Origin of the sequence: Xaviernesmea rhizosphaerae, from assembly GCF_001938945.1 — a bacterium.
Lineage (GTDB): Bacteria > Pseudomonadota > Alphaproteobacteria > Rhizobiales > Rhizobiaceae > Xaviernesmea > Xaviernesmea rhizosphaerae.
Genome location: NZ_MKIO01000018.1, coordinates 43,863 through 64,063, shown reverse-complemented (window position 1 = coordinate 64,063; position 20,201 = coordinate 43,863). Strand labels below are relative to the sequence as shown.

Here is a 20,201-nt window from a genome sequence, read left to right as displayed (position 1 = left end):
GGCGGATCGGGCCCGTGACTTGCCGGGACGACGGACGGACGGTGGCTGTTCTTCATGCCGGGGGACGATCAGGCGCCCTTGCCCCGGCTGGCCGCTACCGGCCTGGGCGGCGGGGGCGTGGTCAGGGCTTCGGCCTCCATCTCGCGGACGCTCAGGTAGAACAGCCGGTCGGGCGGGGTTTCCAGCGCGCGGCGCCACAGGCCGGGCTTGACGCCCATGGCTTCGAGATGGCGGGTGACCTCCGCCGTGGTACGCTGCGCCTGCGACATCGCCTCCTCCGGCGTCAGGCGCTGGGTCGAGCCGTTGAAGATCTGGTGCACGCCGATCACCGCGCCCTTTTCCGCCACGCGCTGCACCCCGCCGGCAAAGACGATCGGGCAGGAGGAGGCGCAGAGCGCGCCTTTCTCCACCCGGGTGTCCAGCTGCCGCTCGCGGATCAGCCTGGACATGGCAAGTGCGTCGCCCACCGATCCGCCCGGCGAATCGAGCACCACTGTCTTCACATATTCGCCGCGCGCCTCGACCTCGGCGGCAAAGCGCGCCGCCGCCCCGGCGTCGATTGCGCCCTGGGCCTTGAGAATGCCGCCGGGCAGAAGCTCGAAGCGGATGGCGTTCTTCAGCTGCGCGGCCTCGGTGGTGATCTCGGAGGGCGGCGCCTCCGGCTCTCCCTCGGTCAGGGCGGGCGGCAGGATGGGGGCTGCGCCCGGCGCCTGCGGATCGAAGGGGACGAGCGCCTTCGCCGCCTCGATCTCGCGAAAGTCGATGACGACGAAGACGAGGGCTGCGGCAAGCAGGATCTGGAAGGCATGGCGCATCAGCGCGCCGTCATCGAGGCCGAGCGCTTTGGCCTTGATCGACCGCCACCTCTCCTTCAGCCGGTCGGGCCGCGCGGCCGGATGGCACAGCGGGCCGGAGCCCAACTGCCCGCCCGTGTCACCGGTCTCCGGCACGGCTGTTTCGCTGGCGCTCATGCGGGTGGGCTCTTGCGCGGGGTCTTGGGCGCCGCGTCCAGCGGCGTCACATTGGTGGAGCGATCCTCCTCCGCGCCCTCCGGCGCGGCCGGCCCCTGAGCCAGCGCCGCCAGATCGATGCCGCCGGCTGTCACCGCCTTTTGCACCTCCAGCGCTTGCAACAGCTCGGCGGCGGTGATGCGCTCGGCAAAGGGCAGGCGCTCCTCCTGCCGGCGGATGGCACCGTGGACGATGGCCAGCATGAAGATCAGCACGGCCGGCAGAAGGTCGATCGAGATCGCGCCGGCCCAGCTCGGGATGAAGTCTGCCGCATAGCGCAGCACGGCTTCCGCCGAAGACAGAGGCACGAAGCGGCGCTCGCCGACGGGCGCGCGGGCCAGGATCTCATCCGCCGCAGCCGACAGGACCTTGGACTGGGCGGCGACCGAGGTGCGGATCGTCTCCATCACCTTGTCCTGCCGGTCGGCCAGCCCCGCCTCCTGGCCATCGGCGACAGGGGCGATGAAGCCGAGCGACAGATCCTCCGCCGCACGCTTGACCGAAGGCGCGATCGAGGTCTGTTCCAGCGAGGTGACGACGCCGGTCAGCGCCACGGCTTCGGAGGCGAACTGGTCGGCGCGCGGGCCGATGGCACCGGGGGAAGAGACGAGGCCGCGCATGGTCTCCAGATGCTTGCGGCCCTGGTCGAACAGCGTGGTCACCCGCTCGCGCGAGGCATTGATGCCGGTGTCCAGCTCCTTGAGCTGCGCGGCCATCTGCGAGAGCAGCTGCACCACGCTGCCCGCGCCGGTGGTTCCGGTCAACGCGCCGGTGGCCCGCTCCTGCTCGGCCAGCCGGTTGAAGCGCTCCTGGGTGCGCTGGATGTCGGGCAGCAGGCTTTGCGCTGCCAGCGCATTCTGGTGCGCCCGGTCGAGATCGCCGGTGTAATCCTCCAGCGTTTCGGCCAGATGCTGCTCCAGCGCCGCCGAGCCCGCCAGCGCAGCGGCATTCAGCCAGCTGGACATGGCGATGATCATGGCGCAGCCGAGCGCCATCACCCCCAGCATCGCCCCGCGCCCGGAGGCACTGGTGACATGCGGATAGAAGCGGGCCATGTAGCTCCAGAAGGCATAGATCGCCACGGAGACGGCGCTGGAATAGATCAGCGCGGCAAAGAACACGGCGGTCGGCGAGCCGTCGAGGATCGAGCGCACGCCGAGATAGGTATAGACACCCGAGGCCAGCGCCAGAACGGCAAGGGCAAAGCGCGTCATGGTTTCGACGGCGTCGACGCCGTCCTGCAATCGATGGGAAGCGCCGAGCGCCATGAAGGAGCGATCTCCGCAAGGGGTTGGGATCGCTAACAGATCGTTAACATCAGGGCGAAATGAAGGCTGGTGCGATCACATCCGTGCGCCTCCCGCTCAGGCGATGGCGCGAAGATCGAAGTCGGCGTGAATGACCTCATAAGGAACAAGGAACCGGCCGCTCTCGTCGCGGGTGATCAAAGACCATTCCATGAGAAGGTGAACGTCCTCGTGCACCCGCTTCACATCCCGTCCCAAGGCGCGTGCCAGACCGCGCAGAGACTGGGCCCCGATCCGTTGGAGGGTTTCGATCAGCTGCCAGCGCTTGGGCGACAGGACCTCGAAGAGTTGCATGGGCGAGGAAAAGGTCAGGACGACATCGGCGTCCGCCTGTCCGCGCCATGCCTGCTTGAACCGCAGAGCGGCATCCTCGACCGCCGCGTTCTCGTTTCGCATGATTCTGATCAGGGCCTTCGTCATCCACGCCTCCGTCTCACTTCTGAAAGAAAATCGTCAATGAGCCGGTCTACATCAACGAAGATATAAGGGCTTTCCACCCCATCGAGATGGCAATGGTCGCCCTTCGGTTTCTCATTGTCGAAACAGACGATGCGCTCTCCCGCCCGCCCGGAAAACAGGCTGTACTTGAAATCATGCCGACTGCCCGGCACCGGCTGCGGCACACGCCAGATCAGCATATCGATAATCGCCCCATCGGCGAGCACGGTCTTCGATCGATGCAACAGATCGGCCTTCATGTTGGCAATTATGCCAACGCTTTCCTGCTGCGTCGATGTTGATGACGTGAGAAGAATTTTCTGCAAAGGCCGGGCTTTGTGGTGGGCGAACCGTTGCCTCCCGGCATGGCTCTGCCTATGTTCCCCGGCGACGGCTTTTTATGACGAAACCGATGCCAAGAGGAGAACCACCATGGCTTTCGAGCTTCCGAACCTGCCCTATGATTACGATGCACTCGCGCCCTATATGTCGCGCGAAACGCTCGAATATCATCACGACAAGCACCACCAGGCCTATGTGACCATGGGCAACAAGCTGGCGGAAGAGGCAGGCCTCGCCGACTTATCGCTGGAAGAGATCGTCAAGAAATCCTACGGCACCAACCAGCCGCTGTTCAACAATGCCGGCCAGCACTTCAACCATCTCCACTTCTGGAACTGGATGAAGAAGGGCGGCGGCGGCACCAAGCTGCCGGGCAAGCTGGAAGAAGCCTTCGCCTCCGACCTCGGCGGCTACGACAAGTTCCGCGCCGACTTCATCGCCGCCGGCACCGGCCAGTTCGGCTCCGGCTGGGCCTGGGTCTCGGTCAAGAACGGCAAGCTGGAAATCAGCAAGACCCCGAACGGCGAGAACCCGCTGGTGCACGGCGCCAGCCCGATCCTCGGCGTCGACGTCTGGGAGCATTCCTACTACATCGACTACCGCAACGCCCGCCCGAAGTATCTCGAAGCCTTCATCGACAATCTCATCAACTGGGATTACGTGCTCGAGCTCTACGAGAAGGCCTCGGCCTAAGATCTCAGGCGCCTTCCTTCGTGCGGCTTCGGCGTCGCGCGAAGGAAAGCCATTGCGACACTCTCCATCGTCCTGCTCGGGCTCGACCGAGCATCCAAGGCCGCTCGCTCGTTGTGCGGGAGGTTCCCCGGGTCAAGCCCGAGCTTGACGTGGAGAGAGGGACGCCACGCTATCAATAAAGCCCCGGTCCATGAGCCGCCTATTCAAAGGCCGTTCATGGTCCGGGGTTTTCGCGTTTTTGAGGCAGCGCTCCGCCTGGCCCGTCAGGCCGAGGTGCCGGCTGGTTCCCCTCAGCGCGACAGGGCGCGCACAGCCTCGATGCCGCCGGGAAAGCCGGTGCGGTCGCGATAGTCTCGCGGCTTGCCGGTCGGGCGGCTGCGCTCGGCGGTGACGGCCTTGGCGACGAGGACATCGAGCACGGTGATGCCAACCACCATGGCGAGCGCGGCGGCGGCGTTGTCGCGCCGGTAATTGCCGTGGCGCAAGGCGGAGACCAGCACGGCGATGTCGAGGCCGTCGCCGACGACGCGCGACTGCAGGCCTTTGTCCTTGTCGACCGAGAGCGTCATCATGCCGCTCCAGATCTCGCGCAGGCCGAAGGCGCGGATGAGCGGCGCGTGGCCGTAAAGGCCGAGGCCGCGCGCTAGGCGCCGGGCGGCGAAAAGCTCGGTCAGGCCGAGACCGATGGAAAACCAGCCGAGCCCCTTGGCGAGGCGCTCCGCCCCGCTTTGCACCGTGGGCCCGGTGGTCAGGATCTTCGGATCGCCCTTGGGGCGGGTGAGATTGGACAGGATGGGCATAGGGATCTCCTCGGTCGGTCAAAGGGGACGCTTAAGGCTGCCGTCAGGGGAGGCAGCGCGCCTGCACGGGAAGGGTGGACGACCGCGAACGTCAGGGCTTCAGCACCACCTTGATGCAATTGTCCTGCTTGTTGCGGAACAGCTTGTACATCTCGGGGCCCTCCTTCAGCTCCGCCGTATGGGTGATGACGAAGGAGGGATCGATCTGGCCTTCCTCGATGCGCCGGACGAGATCGTCGGTGAAGCGCTTCACATGGGTCTGGCCCATGCGGAAGGTCAGGCCCTTGTTCATCGCCGCGCCCATCGGGATCTTGTCGACCAGTCCGGCATAGACGCCAGGGATCGAGACGATGCCGCCGGGGCGGCAGACATAGATGATCTCGCGCAGCACATGCGGCCGGTCGCTTTCCAGCATCACCATCTGCTTGGCCCGGTCGAGCAGGCTGTCGGGATGGCTCATCGACACATGGCTTTCCAGCCCCACGGCGTCGATACACTTTTGCGGCCCCTTGCCCTTTGTTAGCTCCTTCAGCCGCTCCAGCACGCTTTCTTCGCGGAAGTTGATGGTAATGGCGCCGCCGGCCTCGGCCATGGAGAGACGTTCCGGCAGGCAGTCGATGGCGACGACCTGGCGGGCGCCGAGCAGGATGGCGCTGCGGATCGCCATCTGGCCGACGGGGCCGCAGCCCCAGATCGCCACCGTGTCCTCCGGCTCGATGTCGCAATGCACCGCCGCCTGCCAGCCGGTTGGCAGGATGTCGCTGAGGAACAGCGCCTGCTCGTCGCTCATGCTGTCGGGCACTTTAATATGGGTGCTGTCGGCATAGGGCACGCGCAGATATTCGGCCTGGCCGCCGGGATAGCCGCCGGTCAGATGGGTGTAGCCGAACAGGCCTGCAGTGGTGTGGCCGAAGACCTTCTCCGCCAGATCCTTGCGCCGGTTGGTGCGCTCGCAGACGGAGAAATTGCCGCGCTTGCACTGGTCGCATTCGCCGCAGGTGATGGTGAAGGGAATGACCACGCGGTCGCCCTTCTTCAGCGCGCCGCCGATGCCGGAGCCGACCTCCACCACCTCGCCCATGGTCTCATGGCCCATGATGTCGCCGGGCATCATGCCGGGCACAAAATTGTGGAAGAGATGCAGGTCCGAGCCGCAGATCGCGCAGCTCGTCACCTTGATGATGGCATCGCGGGGATGCTCGATTTCCGGATCGGTCACGGTGTCGCAGCGTATGTCTTCCTTGCCGTGCCAGACGAGTGCGCGCATGGGAAATGCCTCCAGATCAATCTCGACGGTGTCGCGGCAAGGTCGGCGGCCGCGCGGGAGAGCGAACCGACGCCCGCCATGGCCGCAACGGGACCCCGCAAACAGACGGGAGGCCATGGGGTTGCACGCGGCAGGTCGGTTTTCTGGACTTTTGCGACGAGCAGGAGCGCGCAAGGACGCCGTGGCGCTGGAGCAGCGGACCGAAAAGCGGGATCGAGATTTCCGAAATTCCGATGCGAAAGCAGAGATCTAGGCGCTGGATAGAAATGGCGAAAAGGATGTGAGGTTTTCGCCTGAGATCCCGCTCCGATTCTGTGATCAGGCCGCGCCCTGCCGCTCCGCCAGCATGGCCACGAGCACGTCGGATTGCGAGACGATGCCGACGAGGCGGCCGGCATCGCCGACGACAGGCAGATGGTGCAGGCCGGCCTCGGCAAAGAGCACGATGGCCTCGACGATCGCCATATCGGGCGTCACCGTCTTGACCGGCACTGTCATGATGTCCTTGGCCGTACCATTGGGCGCGCTGGCGCCGCGCAGCGCCAGCGCCAGCCGCCGGCTGAAGCCGATGCCCGGCCGGCCGCCGCGCCAGTCGGCCCGGTCGAGCAGGTCGGTCTGGGTGACGATGCCGAGAATGCGCGCCTGATCGTCGGTGACCGGCAGCGCCTTGATGTGGTGGGCCCGCATCAGCGCATGTGCCTCGGACAGCGCCGTATCCGGCGCCACGGCGATGACATCGCGCGACATCACCTGGCCGCAGAGGATCTGCCCGCCGCGCCGGCGCAGCGCCTTCAGCTCCGTGCGGCGGAGGATGTTTTCCAGATCCTCGCGGTTGACGTCGAGGAACTGGCCGTAATCCTTCAGCGCCTGATCGAGATCGGCCGAGGTGAAGCCGACGCGGTCGAAGGCAGGCGGGTCTTCCGTGCGGTGCAGGCTGCGCGGCGCATGGGGATAGAGCCGGCCGGCCAGCCGGTTATAGGCAAGGGCTGCGCCTAGCAGCAGAAGCGAATTGCCCATGACCGGCCAGAGGACGAAGCCATAGCCGAGCCCGTGAACGGCCGGGCCGCCGAGCACGGCGGTGAGCGCCACCGCGCCGCTCGGCGGATGCAGGCAGCGCAGCACCATCATCGCCGCGATCGCCAGACCAATGGCGATTGCGGCCGCGGGGACGGGCGCGGGCAGCAGCGCGGCGAGGCTGACCCCGATCAGCGCCGCGACGAGATTGCCGGCCATGAGGTTCCACGGCTGGGCGAGCGGACTGGAAGGCACGGCGAAGAGCAGCACGGCCGAGGCGCCCATCGGCGGGATCAGCGCCGGTGGCAGCGGCGCCGGCAGAAGCCCGCCCAGCCCCTGCGCGAGGAGACCCGTCAAACCGATGCCGACGAGCGCGCCGAGGCCGGAGCGCAGAATTTCCGCACGCGCCGGCATGGCCCCGGCCGGGCCGAAGCCATGGAAAATCGTCCGGATGCCCTGTCGATCGCTCATGCCGCCTGATCCCGTGCTGATGGCCGGCGCAGGGAGTGGAAGCCTAAATTTTGCGCGACCTGCCCGGTTCTTGAGCGACTAGACCGGAAGACCTGAGTGCGCAAGGCGAAATGCTGCGCCTCACCGGAGCGATCGGGATGATCCTTTCTTGACAGGCGCGGCTTACCTTACCGCCTGCAGCGCGACCGCATCGGACCGACAGGCGGCTCCCGCGTTTCGGCTCGATGCTCCGGCGCGGGGGTCAGCCCATGCGCTCGGAGGCGTAGGAGCCCGGCGAGGCCGGGAAGACCACCGTGCGGTTGCCGTTGATGAAGGTGCGGCGATGGATATGGGCGTGGATGGCGCGCGCCAGCACCTGCGCCTCGACATCGCGACCGATCGAGACATAGTCATCAGCCGATTGCGCATGGGTGATGCGCGCCACGTCCTGCTCGATGATCGGACCCTCATCGAGATCCATCGTCACATAATGGGCCGTGGCGCCGATCAGCTTCACACCGCGCTCAAACGCCTGCTTGTAGGGGTTGGCGCCCTTGAAGCTCGGCAGGAAGGAATGGTGGATGTTGATGATGCGGCCCGACATGGCCCCGCAGAGCTTTTCCGAGAGCACCTGCATGTAGCGGGCGAGAACGATCAGCTCGGCCCCGCTCTGCTCCACCACCTCCATCAGCCGCGCTTCCGCCTCCGGCTTGTTCTCCTTGGTCACCTTGATGTGGTGGAAGGGGATGTCGTGATTGACCACCAGCTTCTGGTACTCATGATGGTTGGAGACAACGCCGACGATGTCGATCGGCAGCGCGCCGATCTTCCAGCGGTAGAGCAGGTCGTTCAGGCAATGGCCGAAGCGCGACACCATCAGCAGCACCTTCATGCGCCGGTCGGCATCGTGCAGCGCCCAGTCCATCGAGAACTCCTTGGCGATCGGCGCGAATCCGGCTTTCAGCGCCGCCTCGTCCGCCCCGTCTTCCGAGAGAACGCTGACGCGCATGAAGAAGGTGCCGGTGTCGAGATCGTCGAACTGCGAGCTGTCGACGATGTTGCAGCCCTGCCCCGCCAGATAGCCGGAGATCGAGGCGACGATGCCGCGCCGGGATGGACAGGATACTGTCAGCACATAGCTCTTGATGCTGGAATGGGTCTCGGTCTTCATCATCGTCATCGGTCGCCCTCGCCGTCTCCTCGGGCCTCTGCCCTGGTGTCGCGCAAGCTAGCCGGCTTGCCGTGTCCGCGTCATCCGGTTCGCGACATCCGCTTGCCCGCGCGTCACGCCACGTCAACGCCGATGATGGGCCATGCCGGCAAAGGACCTGGCAACGGCCATGCGCAGATGCCCGGAACGGTTCGCCGGCTTTTATGCTGGCGCAAAGCCATGCGGCAAAGCGTGGCCCGCACGCAAAACCATCCCGAAAGGCAGGCCCTGGCGGAATGCCATGCCTTGTTTGCCGTCGCCGGCCCCGGCATCATCCGTCCTGCTTGCGCCGCGCGCGCTTTTCCCGGCACGCAGCTCGCCAAAGAGGAACGGGTCGGGATTGACGCCGGAAACGCGCAAGGAGCAGCAGGAAACGATCTCAGGGGCTTGACCCCTCGGGCTCGGCATCACCAAGTCAGCCCGCAGGGGTGGTCCCGGAAAGAGACCGGCCATCCCGCCTTCAAAAAGACCTTTCGGCCATCGGCCACACACCCAGGGACCCCACCATGAGCCTTCGCATCAACGACATCGCCCCCGACTTCACCGCCGAGACGACGCAAGGCCCCTTGAGCTTCCATGACTGGATCGGCGACGGCTGGGCCGTGCTGTTCTCGCATCCGAAGAATTTCACGCCGGTCTGCACCACCGAACTGGGCGCCATGGCCGGGCTGCAGCACGAATTCGCCAATCGCGGCGTCAAGATCATCGGCATCTCGGTCGATCCCGTCGACAGCCACGCCAAGTGGAAGAACGACATCAAGACCGCGACCGGCTATGAGGTCGATTATCCCCTGATCGGCGACAAGAATCTCGAGGTCGCCAAGCTCTATGACATGCTGCCGGCCGGCGCCGGCGAGACCTCGGAAGGTCGCACGCCCGCCGACAATGCCACGGTCCGCTCGGTCTACATCATCGGGCCGGACAAGAAGATCAAGCTGATCCTCACCTACCCCATGACGACGGGCCGCAATTTCAACGAGATCCTGCGGGCGATCGACTCGATCCAGCTCACCGCCAGACACCAGGTGGCCACGCCCGCCAACTGGCAGCAGGGCGACGACGTCATCATCACCGCCGCCGTCTCCAACGAGGACGCCATCACCCGCTTCGGCTCCTTCGACACCGTGCTGCCCTATCTGCGCAAGACCAAGCAGCCGACCGCTTGAAAACAGAGCCACGAAGGCGCAAAGATCGACGCCCCGGCAGGTGCTGCCGGGGCGTTTTCTTTTGCGCATCGCCCGGCAATGGCCCCGGCAGGTCGCCATCGGTTTGAGCCACCAGGTAACCTGCCCATTTTTCAGCCTTTATGAAAATGAATTTCATTCAGCGACTTTTTTAAGCGATTGCTGTTGACTGACGTGAAAATTTGTCTCAGTCTCAAGAAAATAAATTACGTAAGTGGGAACATATCAGCCATGAAAGTGGGGATTATCGGGCTTGGATTCCGGCTCGGCTATCTGGGCTATGTCTTCAAGACCCTGAATGAAGATTTCGACATCGTCGGCTATTGCGATCCCGCGCCGGCCGGCCTGCCTGGACTGCAGGAGAAGGGCATTTCGGCCGGCAAGGCCTATGCTACGCCGCAGGACCTGATCGCGGGCGAAAAGCTCGATCTCCTGATGATCGGCTCGCCCAACCATTTCCATCTCGACCATATCCGCCTGGGCCTGGAAGCCGGTCTCAAGGTTTTCTGCGAAAAGCCGATTGTCACGACGATCGCCGACAGCATCGAACTGGCGCGTCTCATGGCGAAATTCGGCCATGAGCGGCTGATGGTCGGCCTCGTGCTGCGCTATTCCCCGCTTTACAAGGATCTCCTGGCCGCGCAGGCCAAGGGCACGCTGGGCAATGTCGTCTCGATCGAAGCGGCCGAGCACATCTATCCCTATCACGGCGCCTTTTTCATGCGCGACTGGCGCCGCTACGAGAAATATGCCGGCAGCTTCATGCTGGAGAAATGCTGCCACGACCTCGACCTCTATAATGGCGTGGTCGGCGCGCGGCCCGAGCGCGTGGCGAGCTTCGGCGGCCGGCGCACCTTCATTCCACAGAACGATCCACGCCTGTCCGGCGTCAACGACATGTCGATGTTCCACTCCAAGCCGTCGGGCTGGATGGGTACGGACAAGGTGTTCGACAGTGATGCCGACATCATCGACTATCAGGTCGCCATCGTCGAATATGCCAATGGCGTCGGCATGAACTTCCACACCAATCTCAACGTGCCGGACCAGTTCCGCCGCTTCGCCATCATGGGCACGCGGGCGACCGCCGAGGGCGATTTCGTCCGCGGCTATCTCGACGTGACGGAAGTCCTGTCCAACGAGAAGGTGATCGCCACGAAATACGAGGCGACCGAACTGTCGCAGCATTACGGCGCCGACGAGCAGATGGCCGCCGACATCATGGAGCATGTGAGGGGCGGCGTGCATCTGCCCGTCTCCACGCTCAATGCGCTGGAGGCCGGCATTCTCGCTCTGTCGATGGACGAGGCGCGCATCAAGAAGACCGTGGTCGATCTCCGGCCGATCTGGGACCGCTTCGACGAAGCGCTCCACGCCGCCAAGGCGGCTTGAGGGGGAGCGCGCAGATGAGTGTTCAGCGCAACGCCATCATCTTCGCCTGGATCCTCCTCCTGCCGGCCCTGCTCTATGTCACCGCCATCGTCGCCTATCCGCTGGTCGACACCTTCATCCTCTCCTTCACCGATGCCTCGCTGAAGAAGACGACGAACTGGGTCGGCTGGGCCAATTACGAGAAGATCTTCAACGAGACCTTCGCCGAGGTGATCATCCGCACCTTCGTGTGGACCTTCTTCTCGGTCTCGATCAAGATGATCATCGGCACCTTCGGCGCGGCCATGCTGAATGCCGCCGTGCCGGGCCGGGCGCTGTTCCGCGTGCTGACCATGCCGCCATGGATCGTGCCCATGGCCATCGGCATCTTCATGTGGGGCTGGATGTATAACGGCCAGTTCGGCATGATCTCGGGCATGCTCCAGCGCTTCGGCGTGGTGGATGGGCCAATCGCCTTCCTGGCGCAGGGCTCCACCGCCTTCTGGGCAACCGTGATCACCGATGTGTGGATCGGCGTTCCCATGGTGACGCTCTACATGCTGGCCGCCATGCAGGCGATCCCGCAGGATCTCTACGAGGCCGCCTGGACGGACGGGGCCGGACGCTTCTACCGCTTCCGCCGCATCACCCTGCCGCTCCTGGTGCCCTCGATGGTGACCATGTCGATGCTGTCGCTGATCTCGACCTTCAACTCGTTCGACATCATCTGGATCCTCACGCGCGGCGGCCCCTCGGGCGAAACCACCACGATGATCATCGACACCTACAAGACCGCGATCGGCTCCAACAAATATGGCGAGGGCGCCGCCCGCGCCGTGCTGATCTGCATCTTCCTGTCGATCTTCTGCCTTTGCTACTTCCGCGTCACCAGCCGCCTGTCCGGCGGCGACAAGCGATAGGGAGCCCGTGAGACCCATGAGAGAACCGCCGCAGCTGATCAACCGCTACAAGTGGTATGAAATCCTCGGGATCTATGCCGGCATCGCCGTGTTCCTGACCTTCGTGCTGGCACCCTTCGTCGAGGGCTTCCTGGTCTCGCTGAAGCCCCTGTCGCAGCTCTTCTCCTCGCCCTACCGCTTCATTCCGGAAAACGGTTCCTTCGAGGCCTATTACACGATGTGGGACCATGTGCCGGGCTTTGCCCGCTACATCGTCAATTCCTTCGTCATCTCGGGCGCTGCCACCGTCATCGTGCTGATCCTGGTGGTGCCGGCCGCCTATGCCTTCGCCCGCTTCGAATTTCGCGGGGCCGGCCTGCTGCTGGGTGCCTTCCTGGCGGTCAACATGTTCTCGGGCGCCGTGCTCCTGATCCCGCTGTTCCGGCTGATGCGCTCGCTCGGCGTGCTCAACACCTATTTCGCCATGATCGTGCCGGGCGTCGCCTTCCTGATCCCCTCGGCCATCTGGCTCCTGCGCACCTATATGATGCGCATCCCGCGCGAGCTGGACGAGGCGGCCTTCGTCGATGGCGCCAGCCATTTCTACACGCTGCGCCGGGTGATCCTGCCGATCGCCAAGCCGGGCATCGTCGTGGTGGCCATCACCACCTTCATCGGCGCCTATGCCCAGCAGTTCATCTATGCGCTCACCTTCAATTCCAAGACCGAATATGCGCCGCTGCCCGTCGGCCTCTTCGCCTATTTCGGTCGTCAGGAAGTGGTCTGGAACGAGCTGATGGCGGCCGCCTTCGTCGGCATAGCCCCCGCCATGATCGTGATCTTCTTCCTGCAACGCTATCTCGTCAGCGGCCTGACCGCCGGCGCGGTGAAACAATAAATAACCACCAGAGAATGGGAGTTTCTTCAGTGACCATCACCGTCAAGACCGGGCTTGCCGCGCTCGCCCTGCTGGGTACCACCGCGCTCGCCACCATGACTGCCGTGACGACGGCCCAGGCCGCCGACAAGGAAATCAGCTGGATCTATTGCGGCGACAAGATCGACCCGATCCACGAGAAGTACATCAAGGAATGGGAAGGCAAGAACGCCGGCTGGACGATCAAGCCCGAAGTGGTCGGCTGGGAGCAGTGCCAGGACAAGGCCACGACGCTGGCCGCCGCCGGCACGCCGGTCGGCATGGCCTATGTCGGCTCGCGCACGCTAAAGGAATTCGCCGAAAACGACCTCATCGTTCCGGTCCCGATGACCGACGAGGAGAAGAAGAGCTACTATCCCCACATCGTCGACACCGTCACCTTCGACGACAACCAGTGGGGCGTTCCGATCGCCTTCTCCACCAAGGCGCTCTACTGGAACAAGGACCTGTTCAAGCAGGCCGGCCTCGACCCGGAAACCCCGCCGAAGACCTGGGCTGAAGAAATCGCCTTCGCCAAGCAGATCAAGGAAAAGACCGGGATTGCCGGCTACGGCCTGCCCGCCAAGACCTTCGACAACACCATGCATCAGTTCATGCACTGGGTGTACACCAACAACGGCAAGATCATCGACGGCGACAAGGTCACGGCCGACAGCCCGGAAGTGCTGGCAGCCCTCCAGGCCTACAAGGACATCACGCCCTATTCCGTCGAAGGCGCAACCGCCTACGAACAGAACGAAATCCGCGCCATCTTCCTCGATGGCAAGGTCGGCATGATCCAGGCCGGCTCGGGCGCGGCCTCGCGCCTGAAGAAGACCAACATCCACTGGGGCATCACCACCCTGCCGCTCGGCCCCTCGGCCAAGGGCCCGGGCACGCTGCTCATCACCGACAGCCTGGCGATCTTCAAGGGCACGGGCGTGGAAGACAAGGCGATCGAATTCGCCAAGTTCATCACCTCGCCGGGTCCGCAGGGCGAATATGAGCTGCAGGGCGATGCCGGCCTGACGCCGCTGCGCCCCTCGCCGAAGGTCGACGAATTCGTCAAGGCCGACCCGTCCTGGAAGCCGCTGATCGACGGCATCGCCTATGGCGGTCCGGAGCCCCTGTTCAAGGATTACAAAGGCTTCCAGAACGTCATGATCGAAATGGTCCAGTCGGTCGTCACCGGCAAGGCCGAGCCGAAGGCAGCGCTGACCAAGGCCGCCGGCGAGCTGGAACAGTACAAGTAAGCCACGGCTTCAAACTGGGACCCGCGGGCCTTGTCCGGCCCGCGGCCTCCCGTTCCGATCCAAAGCCCGCGGCCCTTTCCGCCCCTGGCCTTCGCGCCTGCCGATATCCCGATCCCCGCATGGTCCTTCCGGGCAATGCATGTCCTCGATGGACGGGATCGCGCAAGGATGCCGGAAATGGGGTAACGTCCTGCCACGCTGACTGCGCCGCATCGACAGGCGCGCCGGCAGGCAAAGACACCAACGGGCCGCACCACCTGACGCCGCCGACCTTTCGCGGCCGGAGACTGATTTTGGGACAGCTTTATCTCAACAAGGTTCAGAAGTTCTACGGCGACTTCGAGGTCATCAAGGGCGTGCAGCTCGACGTGAAGGATGGCGAGTTCATCGTCTTCGTCGGCCCGTCCGGCTGTGGCAAGTCGACCCTTCTGCGCATGATCGCAGGCCTTGACGCCACCTCGGGCGGCGACATCGTCATCGACGGCATCAGGGTCAACGACCTGCCGCCGGTCAAGCGCGGCATCGCCATGGTGTTCCAGTCCTACGCGCTCTATCCGCATATGAGCGTGTTCGAGAACATCGCCTTCCCGCTGCGCGTGGAAAAGATGGCCGAGGACAAGATCAAGGCCAAGGTCGAGCATGCCGCCCGCATCCTGCATCTGGAGCAGCGGCTCGAGCAGAAGCCGGGCATGCTTTCCGGCGGCCAGCGCCAGCGCGTGGCCATCGGCCGGGCGATCGTGCGCGAACCGAAGATCTTCCTGTTCGACGAGCCGCTTTCCAACCTCGACGCCGCGCTGCGCGCCGACATGCGCATCGAGCTGGCCAAGCTACACCGTCAGCTCAAGGCCACGATGATCTATGTCACCCACGACCAGGTGGAGGCCATGACCATGGCCGACCGGATCGTGGTGCTCAATGGCGGCCATATCGCCCAGTGCGGCGCGCCGCTCGAGCTCTATCACAAGCCCGCCAACCTCTTCGTCGCCGGCTTCATCGGCAATCCGAAGATGAACATGCTGCCCGTGACCTGCAAGGGAACGAGCGCGGAGGGCGTGCTCATCGACTATCAGGGCCAGACCGCGACCCTGCCGGTCGATGGAACGCGCGCGAAGGCGGGTGAGACGCTGACGCTCGGCATCCGTCCCGAGCACCTGCTGCTCGACACCGGCGATCTCAACGTCACAGTCGTGCCGACCGTGATCGAGCGCCTCGGCGCGCAGACGGTGGCCTATGCCTCGCTTGACGGCAAGGCGGAGAACTTCTGCGCCATGCTGCCGGGCACCATCGGCATCCGCCCGGAACAGCCTCTGCCGCTCGGCATTAAGGCGGCCGACTGCCATCTGTTCGATGCTGACGGCCAGGCCTTCGAGCGCCGCGTCTCGCTGACCGACATCGACCTGAACCTGCTGGGCACCACGGCGGCCTGACGGACGACGGCTGCCGACTCCAGTTCATAGGAAAGGCCCGGATTTCAAAAGAGATCCGGGCCTTCTTGATGTCGGCGGCGACAATCGGAAATCTGGACGCGCTCATCCGCAAGGGGTGACGGACGACGTCGAGCCTGCCTTGTTTCCTCATCCTCGGCTCTGAGCCGAGAACCCATCTTTTCAAAGACTTCTGGCAGGAGCATGGATCGGGCCAGGCCAGACCATGGCTGCAGAAAGGTTTTCGCCCTGCCCTCTGCACTCTCTCCAGCGACGTTCTACGCCACGTCAGGCATGCCGTGCGGATTGTCCACCATCGGCCAGATGTCGCGCCGGGCGCGGCGGTAAGGCGTGCGGGCCGGATTGTTTGGATAGGGCGTGCCGGCCGAGCAATAGAGGATTTCGGCGGCGATCTTCGAGAAGGAAGCGTAGAAGTGGTTGGTCGACTTGATGACCAGGATCTTCTTCTGCGTGGGATCAATGCCCATGACCGAGAACAGGCTGGGATCGAAACTCTGCGCCCGGGTAGAGTTCAGGATGATGTCGATACCGTCGAGCACGATATGCGCGGCATCACCGAAGGGCGCGAAGCTCTCGCCGAAGCGCATCTCGGCATTCGCCACGAGCTTCACCACCTTGACGAAGCCGTCGATCGGCTGGCCCGTTCCCGGCGCGGATTTCGCACCGAAGCGCAAGGGGATTTCCGCGCCCTCACCGGCCGCCATGCAGATCTGCACCGCCATCGGGTCCCAGATCGTGCCCACGGCCGCGTCGCGCACCCCGCGCGCCAGAAGCTCGGAGAGCAGGACGGTGGCGTCGCCGGCCGTGCCGCCGCCGGGATTGTCCCACATGTCGGCGATTACCACCGGGCCATGCTCGGCAGCAATGGCGCGGTCCACCGCCTCGCGCTCGTCGATCTGCGGCATCAGGAAGGTGCCGCGCCGGGAAAACAGCTCCATGCCCAGCCGTCGGGCAAGCTCCGTGCCCTTCTCGGGCGCATTGTCCGTCACCACGACGATCTTCGTGCCCATGTCGGGCACATCGCCGGCCATGAAGCCGTGGACGACCGAGATCGACAGGATCTCTGCCTCCTGCGCCTCGATCGCCATGAGACGATCGACGAAGCTGCGCATCGGATCGCGCGAGGTCGGGAAGACGTCGATCATCCGGCAGTCGAACATCGACATGACGGGCCTGACCCGGCCTTCCAGCGTGTCCACGACGATGCGCCAGAGATCCTCGGCGCGATCGACGAAGTCCGTATGCGGGAACTCCTTGAAATAGACGAGGATGTCGGCGGCCGTGAAGCGCTTCTCCGTCAGATGGCTGTGCGGATCGAGCTCGGCGGCCACCAGCACGTCAGGGCCGACCAGCGCGCGCACGCGCGCCAGAAGGTCGCCCTCGGTATCCTCATAGCCATCGGCAACCATGGCGCCATGCAGGCCGAGCACCACGGCCTCGACCGGCATCGCCGCCTTGAGCTGATCGAGAATCTCGTCGCGCAGGCCCTCATAGGTCGCGCGCGAGACGAGACCCGCAGGGTCCGCCCAGCTGGCCGTCCCTTCGATAAGCGTCCAGCCCTTCTCGCGCGCCACGCGCCGCCCCACGGTGATCGGCGCGGTGCACAGCGTCGGCGTTTCCGGATGCGTGCCCGGCGGGGCATAGAGCGAGGCTTCGAAGGCCCGCTTGTCGATGCAGATCGGGGAGAAGGTGTTGGTCTCGGTGGCCAGCGCGGCCGTGAAGATACGCAAGGTTTCGCCTCTGCTGTTCAATGGCGCCGGACGGCCACGGCGCGCCCGGCGCCCGTTCGCCGAAGCTTAAACCTCCGGCGCATATAAGTAACGACCATCAGCCCATGGGATTGGGCAGATAGCCGGTGAAGCCGCTGATCTTCCACCGGCCCTGGTGCAGCCTGCAATAGTAAAGTGTCTGCCACTTCAGCACGTCGCGGCTGCCATCGGCCTTGAGGATCGAGCCGTCGAACATCTTGCGCGCCAGCGCGGTCTCGCCTGCGATTTCGATATCCTCGAGCGTCGTGGTGGTGAAGATCGCCGTGCGCGGATCCTCGGCGAATTGTTCGCCGGCAAAGTCCTGCGCCTGGCGCAGCCATTCCGCGCGGTAGGCCGCCAGATCCGGGAAGGTCAGCCGCCAGTCGGACGGGCTCGCCAGCTTGCGCCCGTCGATGCCGATGAAGCCATCCTCGACGAAGTCGTGCTCGACCATCGACCAGTCGGCGGCGAGGAAAGCGGTGATATCGCGCGCGACCAGCATCTCCCAGATGGCATGGCGGGCGGCGTCGGTGGCGGGGAAGGGATTGCGGAAAGGATCGCGAGAAAGCGTCATATTGAAATTCTTTTCATGAGGCGCGTTTTTCTCTGGTCAAAATCCGCCCAATATGATGACTTGTCAACGCATAACGAAAATAATTTGCAAGGACGCGACAATGTCGATCAAGCGTTATGGCACAGTCCAGACAGGTGCGGGCGGCAAGCCGCTGCCCTTCGCCCGGGCCGTGGAGGCCGATGGCTGGCTCTACGTCTCCGGCCAGGTCGCCATGGAAAATGGCGAGATCATCGAGGGCAACATCGTCGCCCAGACGCACAAAACCATCGCGAACATTATCGCCATTCTCGAGGAAGCCGGATACGGTCTCGAACATGTCGTGCGCTGTGGCGTGTGGCTTGATGATCCGCGTGATTTCTGGAGCTTCAACGCGGTCTATCAGAGCTATTTCGGCGAGCATCCGCCGGCGCGCGCCTGTGTGCAATCGTCGATGATGGTCGATTGCAAGGTCGAGATCGATTGCGTCGCCTACAAGCCGAAGCAAGGCTGAGAACCTCATGGCGATGCTGACATTGCAGGATGAGGGGGCAGACAAGGTGGATATGGACATTTTTGCCAATCTGCAGGACGAGAAGGCCAAGCTTTCGCAGTCCGAGGTCCGCATCGCCGACATCATCCTCAGCGATTTCGAATTCGCCGTGAATGCCTCGATCATCGAGCTGGCCGAGCGAGCCGAAGTGTCGCCGCCCACCGTCACGCGCTTCTGCCGAAGGCTCGGCTGCGACAGCTTTTCCGATTTCAAGATCCGGCTGGCGCGCACGGCCTATGTCGGCATGCGCTACCTTAAGCCCGAGCCCAAGAGCAGCGACGCCGCCGACGTGGCGCAGGATATCGTCGCCAAGGCGCAGAATGCGCTGTTCCTCCTGCACAGCCAGCTCGACATGCCGGCGCTCGAGCGGGCGGTGGACCGCATCACGGCCGGCGAGATGATCTATGCCTTCGGCTCCGGCGGCAATTCCTCGATGATCGCCAACGAGCTGCAGAACCGGCTTTTCCGCTTCGGCCTGAGGGTCACGGCCAGCTGCGATCATTCCATGCAGCTGATGCTGGCGGCCGCCTGCGGCCCGCGCGACGTGATCATCGGCTCATCGCTGTCGGGGCGCAACACCGAGCTCGTGCGCACGCTGAAGCTCGCGCGCGAACAGGAGGTGCCGACCATCGTGCTGACGCAGAGCGGCAGTCCGGTGGCCGCCGCGGCCGAGATCGTCCTGCCGGTCGATCTGGCGGAAGGCGTCAACATCTTCCGCCCCACCTCCACCCGCATCGCCTATCTGGCGCTCGTCGACATTCTCGCCAGCCTCGTCGCCTATCGCGTCCAGGGCCAGGCGGTGACGACGCTTCGGCGCATCAAGCAGCAGCTCGTCAAGCACCGAGACGGCGACGACCGCCAGCCGCTCGGCGACTGACCCGATCAACCGACAAGAGGACCAGACCCCGTGACCACCCTCGCCATCGTGACCGGTGCCGCCGGCGATATCGGGCGCGCGATCGCCGAAAGGCTCGCCGACAGCCATGACCTGATCCTGATGGTCGATATCGATGCCGCCGCCGCCGAAAAGGCCGCCGCCCTGCTGGGCGCTCCTGACCGTTTCATCGCGCATGCCGCCGATGTGACGGACGAAGCCTCGGTCGAAGCCATGGCTGAGGTCGCCGCCGGCCTCGGCGCGGTCAAGACGCTGGTCAACAATGCCGGCGCGGCGCGCGCGGTCAGCCTGCAGGCCACCAGCGCCGAGGACTGGCGAAAGGACATGGCGCTGAACTGCGAAGCCGCCTTTCTGACGCTGAAGGCATTGACCGAGCCGCTGAAGGCTGCGCGCGGCGCGATCGTCAACATCGCCTCGGTCAACGGCATGCAGATCTTCGGCCATCCGGCCTATAGCGCCGCCAAGGCGGCACTCTTGCATTTCACCCGCGCGACCGCGGTCGAATATGGCAAGTTCGGCATTCGCGCCAATGCGATCGCGCCCGGCACGGTGCGCACCCAGGCCTGGAATGCGCGGGCCGACGCCAATCCCAATGTCTTCGAGGAGGCCAAGCGCTGGTATCCGCTGCGCCGGGTGGTGGACCCTGCCGACGTGGCCCATGCCGTGGCCTTTCTGGCAAGCCCGATGGCAGCCGCGATCACTGGCGTCTGCCTGCCGGTCGATTGCGGCCTGACCGCCGGCCAGGCCGAGCTCGCCCGCACCTTTTCGCAATCCGACGACTACTGATCACGAGCCCCGGAACATCGCCGGGGCGCGACGGACGGCGTAATCGTGCGGACATAGGAAATGACGCCAT

General features: G+C 64.5%; 20 protein-coding genes. 10 read left to right on the top strand and 10 right to left on the bottom strand.

The genetic code is table 11. The features are described 5' to 3' along the window. Positions 1 to 68 precede the first annotated feature (68 nt). From BJF92_RS01855 to BJF92_RS01840, 4 genes are all read right to left on the bottom strand, one after another. On the bottom strand, positions 69 to 815 hold the full coding sequence (locus tag BJF92_RS01855; protein WP_425356440.1) for a COG3904 family protein: 747 nt from the start codon (positions 813 to 815) through the stop codon (positions 69 to 71). A gap of 152 nt (positions 816 to 967) precedes the next feature. Then, positions 968 to 2,278, bottom strand: a complete 1,311-nt coding sequence (locus BJF92_RS01850) for a hypothetical protein (RefSeq protein WP_075633070.1) — start codon at positions 2,276 to 2,278, stop codon at positions 968 to 970. 96 nt (positions 2,279 to 2,374) lie between these two features. Beyond that, the gene (locus tag BJF92_RS01845; RefSeq protein ID WP_075633069.1) at positions 2,375 to 2,737 is read right to left on the bottom strand and encodes an HVO_A0114 family putative DNA-binding protein; all 363 of its coding nucleotides are present in this window, start codon (positions 2,735 to 2,737) and stop codon (positions 2,375 to 2,377) included. Then, entirely contained in the window at positions 2,734 to 3,015 is a 282-nt protein-coding gene (locus BJF92_RS01840; RefSeq protein WP_075633068.1) for a toxin-antitoxin system TumE family protein, read from the bottom strand. Before BJF92_RS01840 ends, BJF92_RS01845 begins: the two co-directional genes overlap by 4 nt. 172 nt (positions 3,016 to 3,187) lie before the next feature. Between BJF92_RS01840 and BJF92_RS01835 the strand changes: the two genes are divergently transcribed. Continuing rightward, the gene (locus tag BJF92_RS01835) at positions 3,188 to 3,790 is read left to right on the top strand and encodes a superoxide dismutase (protein WP_075633067.1); all 603 of its coding nucleotides are present in this window, start codon (positions 3,188 to 3,190) and stop codon (positions 3,788 to 3,790) included. A 290-nt stretch (positions 3,791 to 4,080) separates the two neighbouring features. On the opposite strand, the gene BJF92_RS01830 is transcribed toward BJF92_RS01835, so the two are convergent. The 4 genes from BJF92_RS01830 to purU all read right to left on the bottom strand — a co-directional run bounded on the left by BJF92_RS01830 (position 4,081) and on the right by purU (position 8,468). Further along, complete coding sequence (locus BJF92_RS01830; RefSeq protein WP_075633066.1) at positions 4,081 to 4,590, bottom strand: hypothetical protein; 510 nt, start codon at positions 4,588 to 4,590, stop codon at positions 4,081 to 4,083. 91 nt (positions 4,591 to 4,681) lie between these two features. After that, positions 4,682 to 5,857, bottom strand: a complete 1,176-nt coding sequence (locus BJF92_RS01825; protein WP_075633065.1) for a zinc-dependent alcohol dehydrogenase — start codon at positions 5,855 to 5,857, stop codon at positions 4,682 to 4,684. 318 nt (positions 5,858 to 6,175) lie between these two features. Beyond that, positions 6,176 to 7,324 carry an HPP family protein gene (locus tag BJF92_RS01820; protein WP_425356439.1) on the bottom strand — a complete coding sequence of 383 codons (1,149 nt, stop codon included), beginning with the start codon at positions 7,322 to 7,324 and terminating at the stop codon, positions 6,176 to 6,178. 259 nt (positions 7,325 to 7,583) lie between these two features. After that, complete coding sequence (gene purU / locus BJF92_RS01815; RefSeq protein WP_075633140.1) at positions 7,584 to 8,468, bottom strand: formyltetrahydrofolate deformylase; 885 nt, start codon at positions 8,466 to 8,468, stop codon at positions 7,584 to 7,586. 569 nt (positions 8,469 to 9,037) lie between these two features. Here purU and BJF92_RS01805 point away from each other — a divergent pair. The 6 genes from BJF92_RS01805 to BJF92_RS01780 all read left to right on the top strand — a co-directional run bounded on the left by BJF92_RS01805 (position 9,038) and on the right by BJF92_RS01780 (position 15,581). Next, the gene (locus BJF92_RS01805) at positions 9,038 to 9,697 is read left to right on the top strand and encodes a peroxiredoxin (protein WP_075633063.1); all 660 of its coding nucleotides are present in this window, start codon (positions 9,038 to 9,040) and stop codon (positions 9,695 to 9,697) included. A 249-nt stretch (positions 9,698 to 9,946) separates the two neighbouring features. After that, positions 9,947 to 11,107 carry a Gfo/Idh/MocA family protein gene (locus BJF92_RS01800; RefSeq protein ID WP_075633062.1) on the top strand — a complete coding sequence of 387 codons (1,161 nt, stop codon included), beginning with the start codon at positions 9,947 to 9,949 and terminating at the stop codon, positions 11,105 to 11,107. A 14-nt stretch (positions 11,108 to 11,121) separates the two neighbouring features. Further along, the gene (locus BJF92_RS01795; RefSeq protein ID WP_075633061.1) at positions 11,122 to 12,006 is read left to right on the top strand and encodes a carbohydrate ABC transporter permease; all 885 of its coding nucleotides are present in this window, start codon (positions 11,122 to 11,124) and stop codon (positions 12,004 to 12,006) included. Positions 12,007 to 12,022: 16 nt separating this feature from the next. Then, positions 12,023 to 12,883, top strand: a complete 861-nt coding sequence (locus tag BJF92_RS01790) for a carbohydrate ABC transporter permease (protein WP_075633060.1) — start codon at positions 12,023 to 12,025, stop codon at positions 12,881 to 12,883. A 95-nt stretch (positions 12,884 to 12,978) separates the two neighbouring features. Continuing rightward, positions 12,979 to 14,154: an extracellular solute-binding protein gene (locus tag BJF92_RS01785; RefSeq protein ID WP_245294639.1), complete on the top strand. Its 1,176-nt coding sequence runs from the start codon at positions 12,979 to 12,981 to the stop codon at positions 14,152 to 14,154. Between the two features lie 293 nt (positions 14,155 to 14,447). Then, positions 14,448 to 15,581 carry an ABC transporter ATP-binding protein gene (locus BJF92_RS01780; RefSeq protein WP_075633058.1) on the top strand — a complete coding sequence of 378 codons (1,134 nt, stop codon included), beginning with the start codon at positions 14,448 to 14,450 and terminating at the stop codon, positions 15,579 to 15,581. A gap of 275 nt (positions 15,582 to 15,856) precedes the next feature. On the opposite strand, the gene BJF92_RS01775 is transcribed toward BJF92_RS01780, so the two are convergent. After that, complete coding sequence (locus BJF92_RS01775; RefSeq protein WP_075633057.1) at positions 15,857 to 17,329, bottom strand: M81 family metallopeptidase; 1,473 nt, start codon at positions 17,327 to 17,329, stop codon at positions 15,857 to 15,859. A 97-nt stretch (positions 17,330 to 17,426) separates the two neighbouring features. Next, positions 17,427 to 17,921: a hypothetical protein gene (locus BJF92_RS01770; protein ID WP_075633056.1), complete on the bottom strand. Its 495-nt coding sequence runs from the start codon at positions 17,919 to 17,921 to the stop codon at positions 17,427 to 17,429. Between the two features lie 100 nt (positions 17,922 to 18,021). Here BJF92_RS01770 and BJF92_RS01765 point away from each other — a divergent pair, with 100 nt between their 5' ends. Genes BJF92_RS01765 through BJF92_RS01755 form a run of 3 tightly spaced genes read left to right on the top strand, consistent with a single transcriptional unit; the run spans position 18,022 to position 20,131 of the window. Beyond that, positions 18,022 to 18,411 (top strand): RidA family protein, encoded by a 390-nt coding sequence (locus BJF92_RS01765; protein ID WP_075633055.1) that lies wholly within the window; start codon positions 18,022 to 18,024, stop codon positions 18,409 to 18,411. A gap of 52 nt (positions 18,412 to 18,463) precedes the next feature. Beyond that, the gene (locus BJF92_RS01760; RefSeq protein WP_075633139.1) at positions 18,464 to 19,327 is read left to right on the top strand and encodes a MurR/RpiR family transcriptional regulator; all 864 of its coding nucleotides are present in this window, start codon (positions 18,464 to 18,466) and stop codon (positions 19,325 to 19,327) included. 30 nt (positions 19,328 to 19,357) lie between these two features. After that, the gene (locus BJF92_RS01755) at positions 19,358 to 20,131 is read left to right on the top strand and encodes an SDR family oxidoreductase (RefSeq protein ID WP_075633054.1); all 774 of its coding nucleotides are present in this window, start codon (positions 19,358 to 19,360) and stop codon (positions 20,129 to 20,131) included. The last annotated feature ends 70 nt before the right edge of the window (positions 20,132 to 20,201 follow it).

Excerpts from the sequence above, each read along its gene's own strand:
- BJF92_RS01835 (WP_075633067.1), top strand. The coding sequence starts at position 3,188 with ATGGCTTTCGAGCTTCCGAACCTGCCCTATGATTACGATGCACTCGCG.
- BJF92_RS01795 (WP_075633061.1), top strand. The coding sequence starts at position 11,122 with ATGAGTGTTCAGCGCAACGCCATCATCTTCGCCTGGATCCTCCTCCTG.
- BJF92_RS01855 (WP_425356440.1), bottom strand. The coding sequence starts at position 815 with ATGCGCCATGCCTTCCAGATCCTGCTTGCCGCAGCCCTCGTCTTCGTC.
- BJF92_RS01790 (WP_075633060.1), top strand. The coding sequence starts at position 12,023 with ATGAGAGAACCGCCGCAGCTGATCAACCGCTACAAGTGGTATGAAATC.
- BJF92_RS01800 (WP_075633062.1), top strand. The coding sequence starts at position 9,947 with ATGAAAGTGGGGATTATCGGGCTTGGATTCCGGCTCGGCTATCTGGGC.
- BJF92_RS01770 (WP_075633056.1), bottom strand. The coding sequence starts at position 17,921 with ATGACGCTTTCTCGCGATCCTTTCCGCAATCCCTTCCCCGCCACCGAC.
- BJF92_RS01840 (WP_075633068.1), bottom strand. The coding sequence starts at position 3,015 with ATGAAGGCCGATCTGTTGCATCGATCGAAGACCGTGCTCGCCGATGGG.
- BJF92_RS01845 (WP_075633069.1), bottom strand. The coding sequence starts at position 2,737 with ATGACGAAGGCCCTGATCAGAATCATGCGAAACGAGAACGCGGCGGTC.
- BJF92_RS01785 (WP_245294639.1), top strand. The coding sequence starts at position 12,979 with ATGACTGCCGTGACGACGGCCCAGGCCGCCGACAAGGAAATCAGCTGG.
- BJF92_RS01805 (WP_075633063.1), top strand. The coding sequence starts at position 9,038 with ATGAGCCTTCGCATCAACGACATCGCCCCCGACTTCACCGCCGAGACG.
- BJF92_RS01760 (WP_075633139.1), top strand. The coding sequence starts at position 18,464 with ATGGACATTTTTGCCAATCTGCAGGACGAGAAGGCCAAGCTTTCGCAG.
- BJF92_RS01825 (WP_075633065.1), bottom strand. The coding sequence starts at position 5,857 with ATGCGCGCACTCGTCTGGCACGGCAAGGAAGACATACGCTGCGACACC.
- BJF92_RS01765 (WP_075633055.1), top strand. The coding sequence starts at position 18,022 with ATGTCGATCAAGCGTTATGGCACAGTCCAGACAGGTGCGGGCGGCAAG.
- BJF92_RS01850 (WP_075633070.1), bottom strand. The coding sequence starts at position 2,278 with ATGGCGCTCGGCGCTTCCCATCGATTGCAGGACGGCGTCGACGCCGTC.
- BJF92_RS01830 (WP_075633066.1), bottom strand. The coding sequence starts at position 4,590 with ATGCCCATCCTGTCCAATCTCACCCGCCCCAAGGGCGATCCGAAGATC.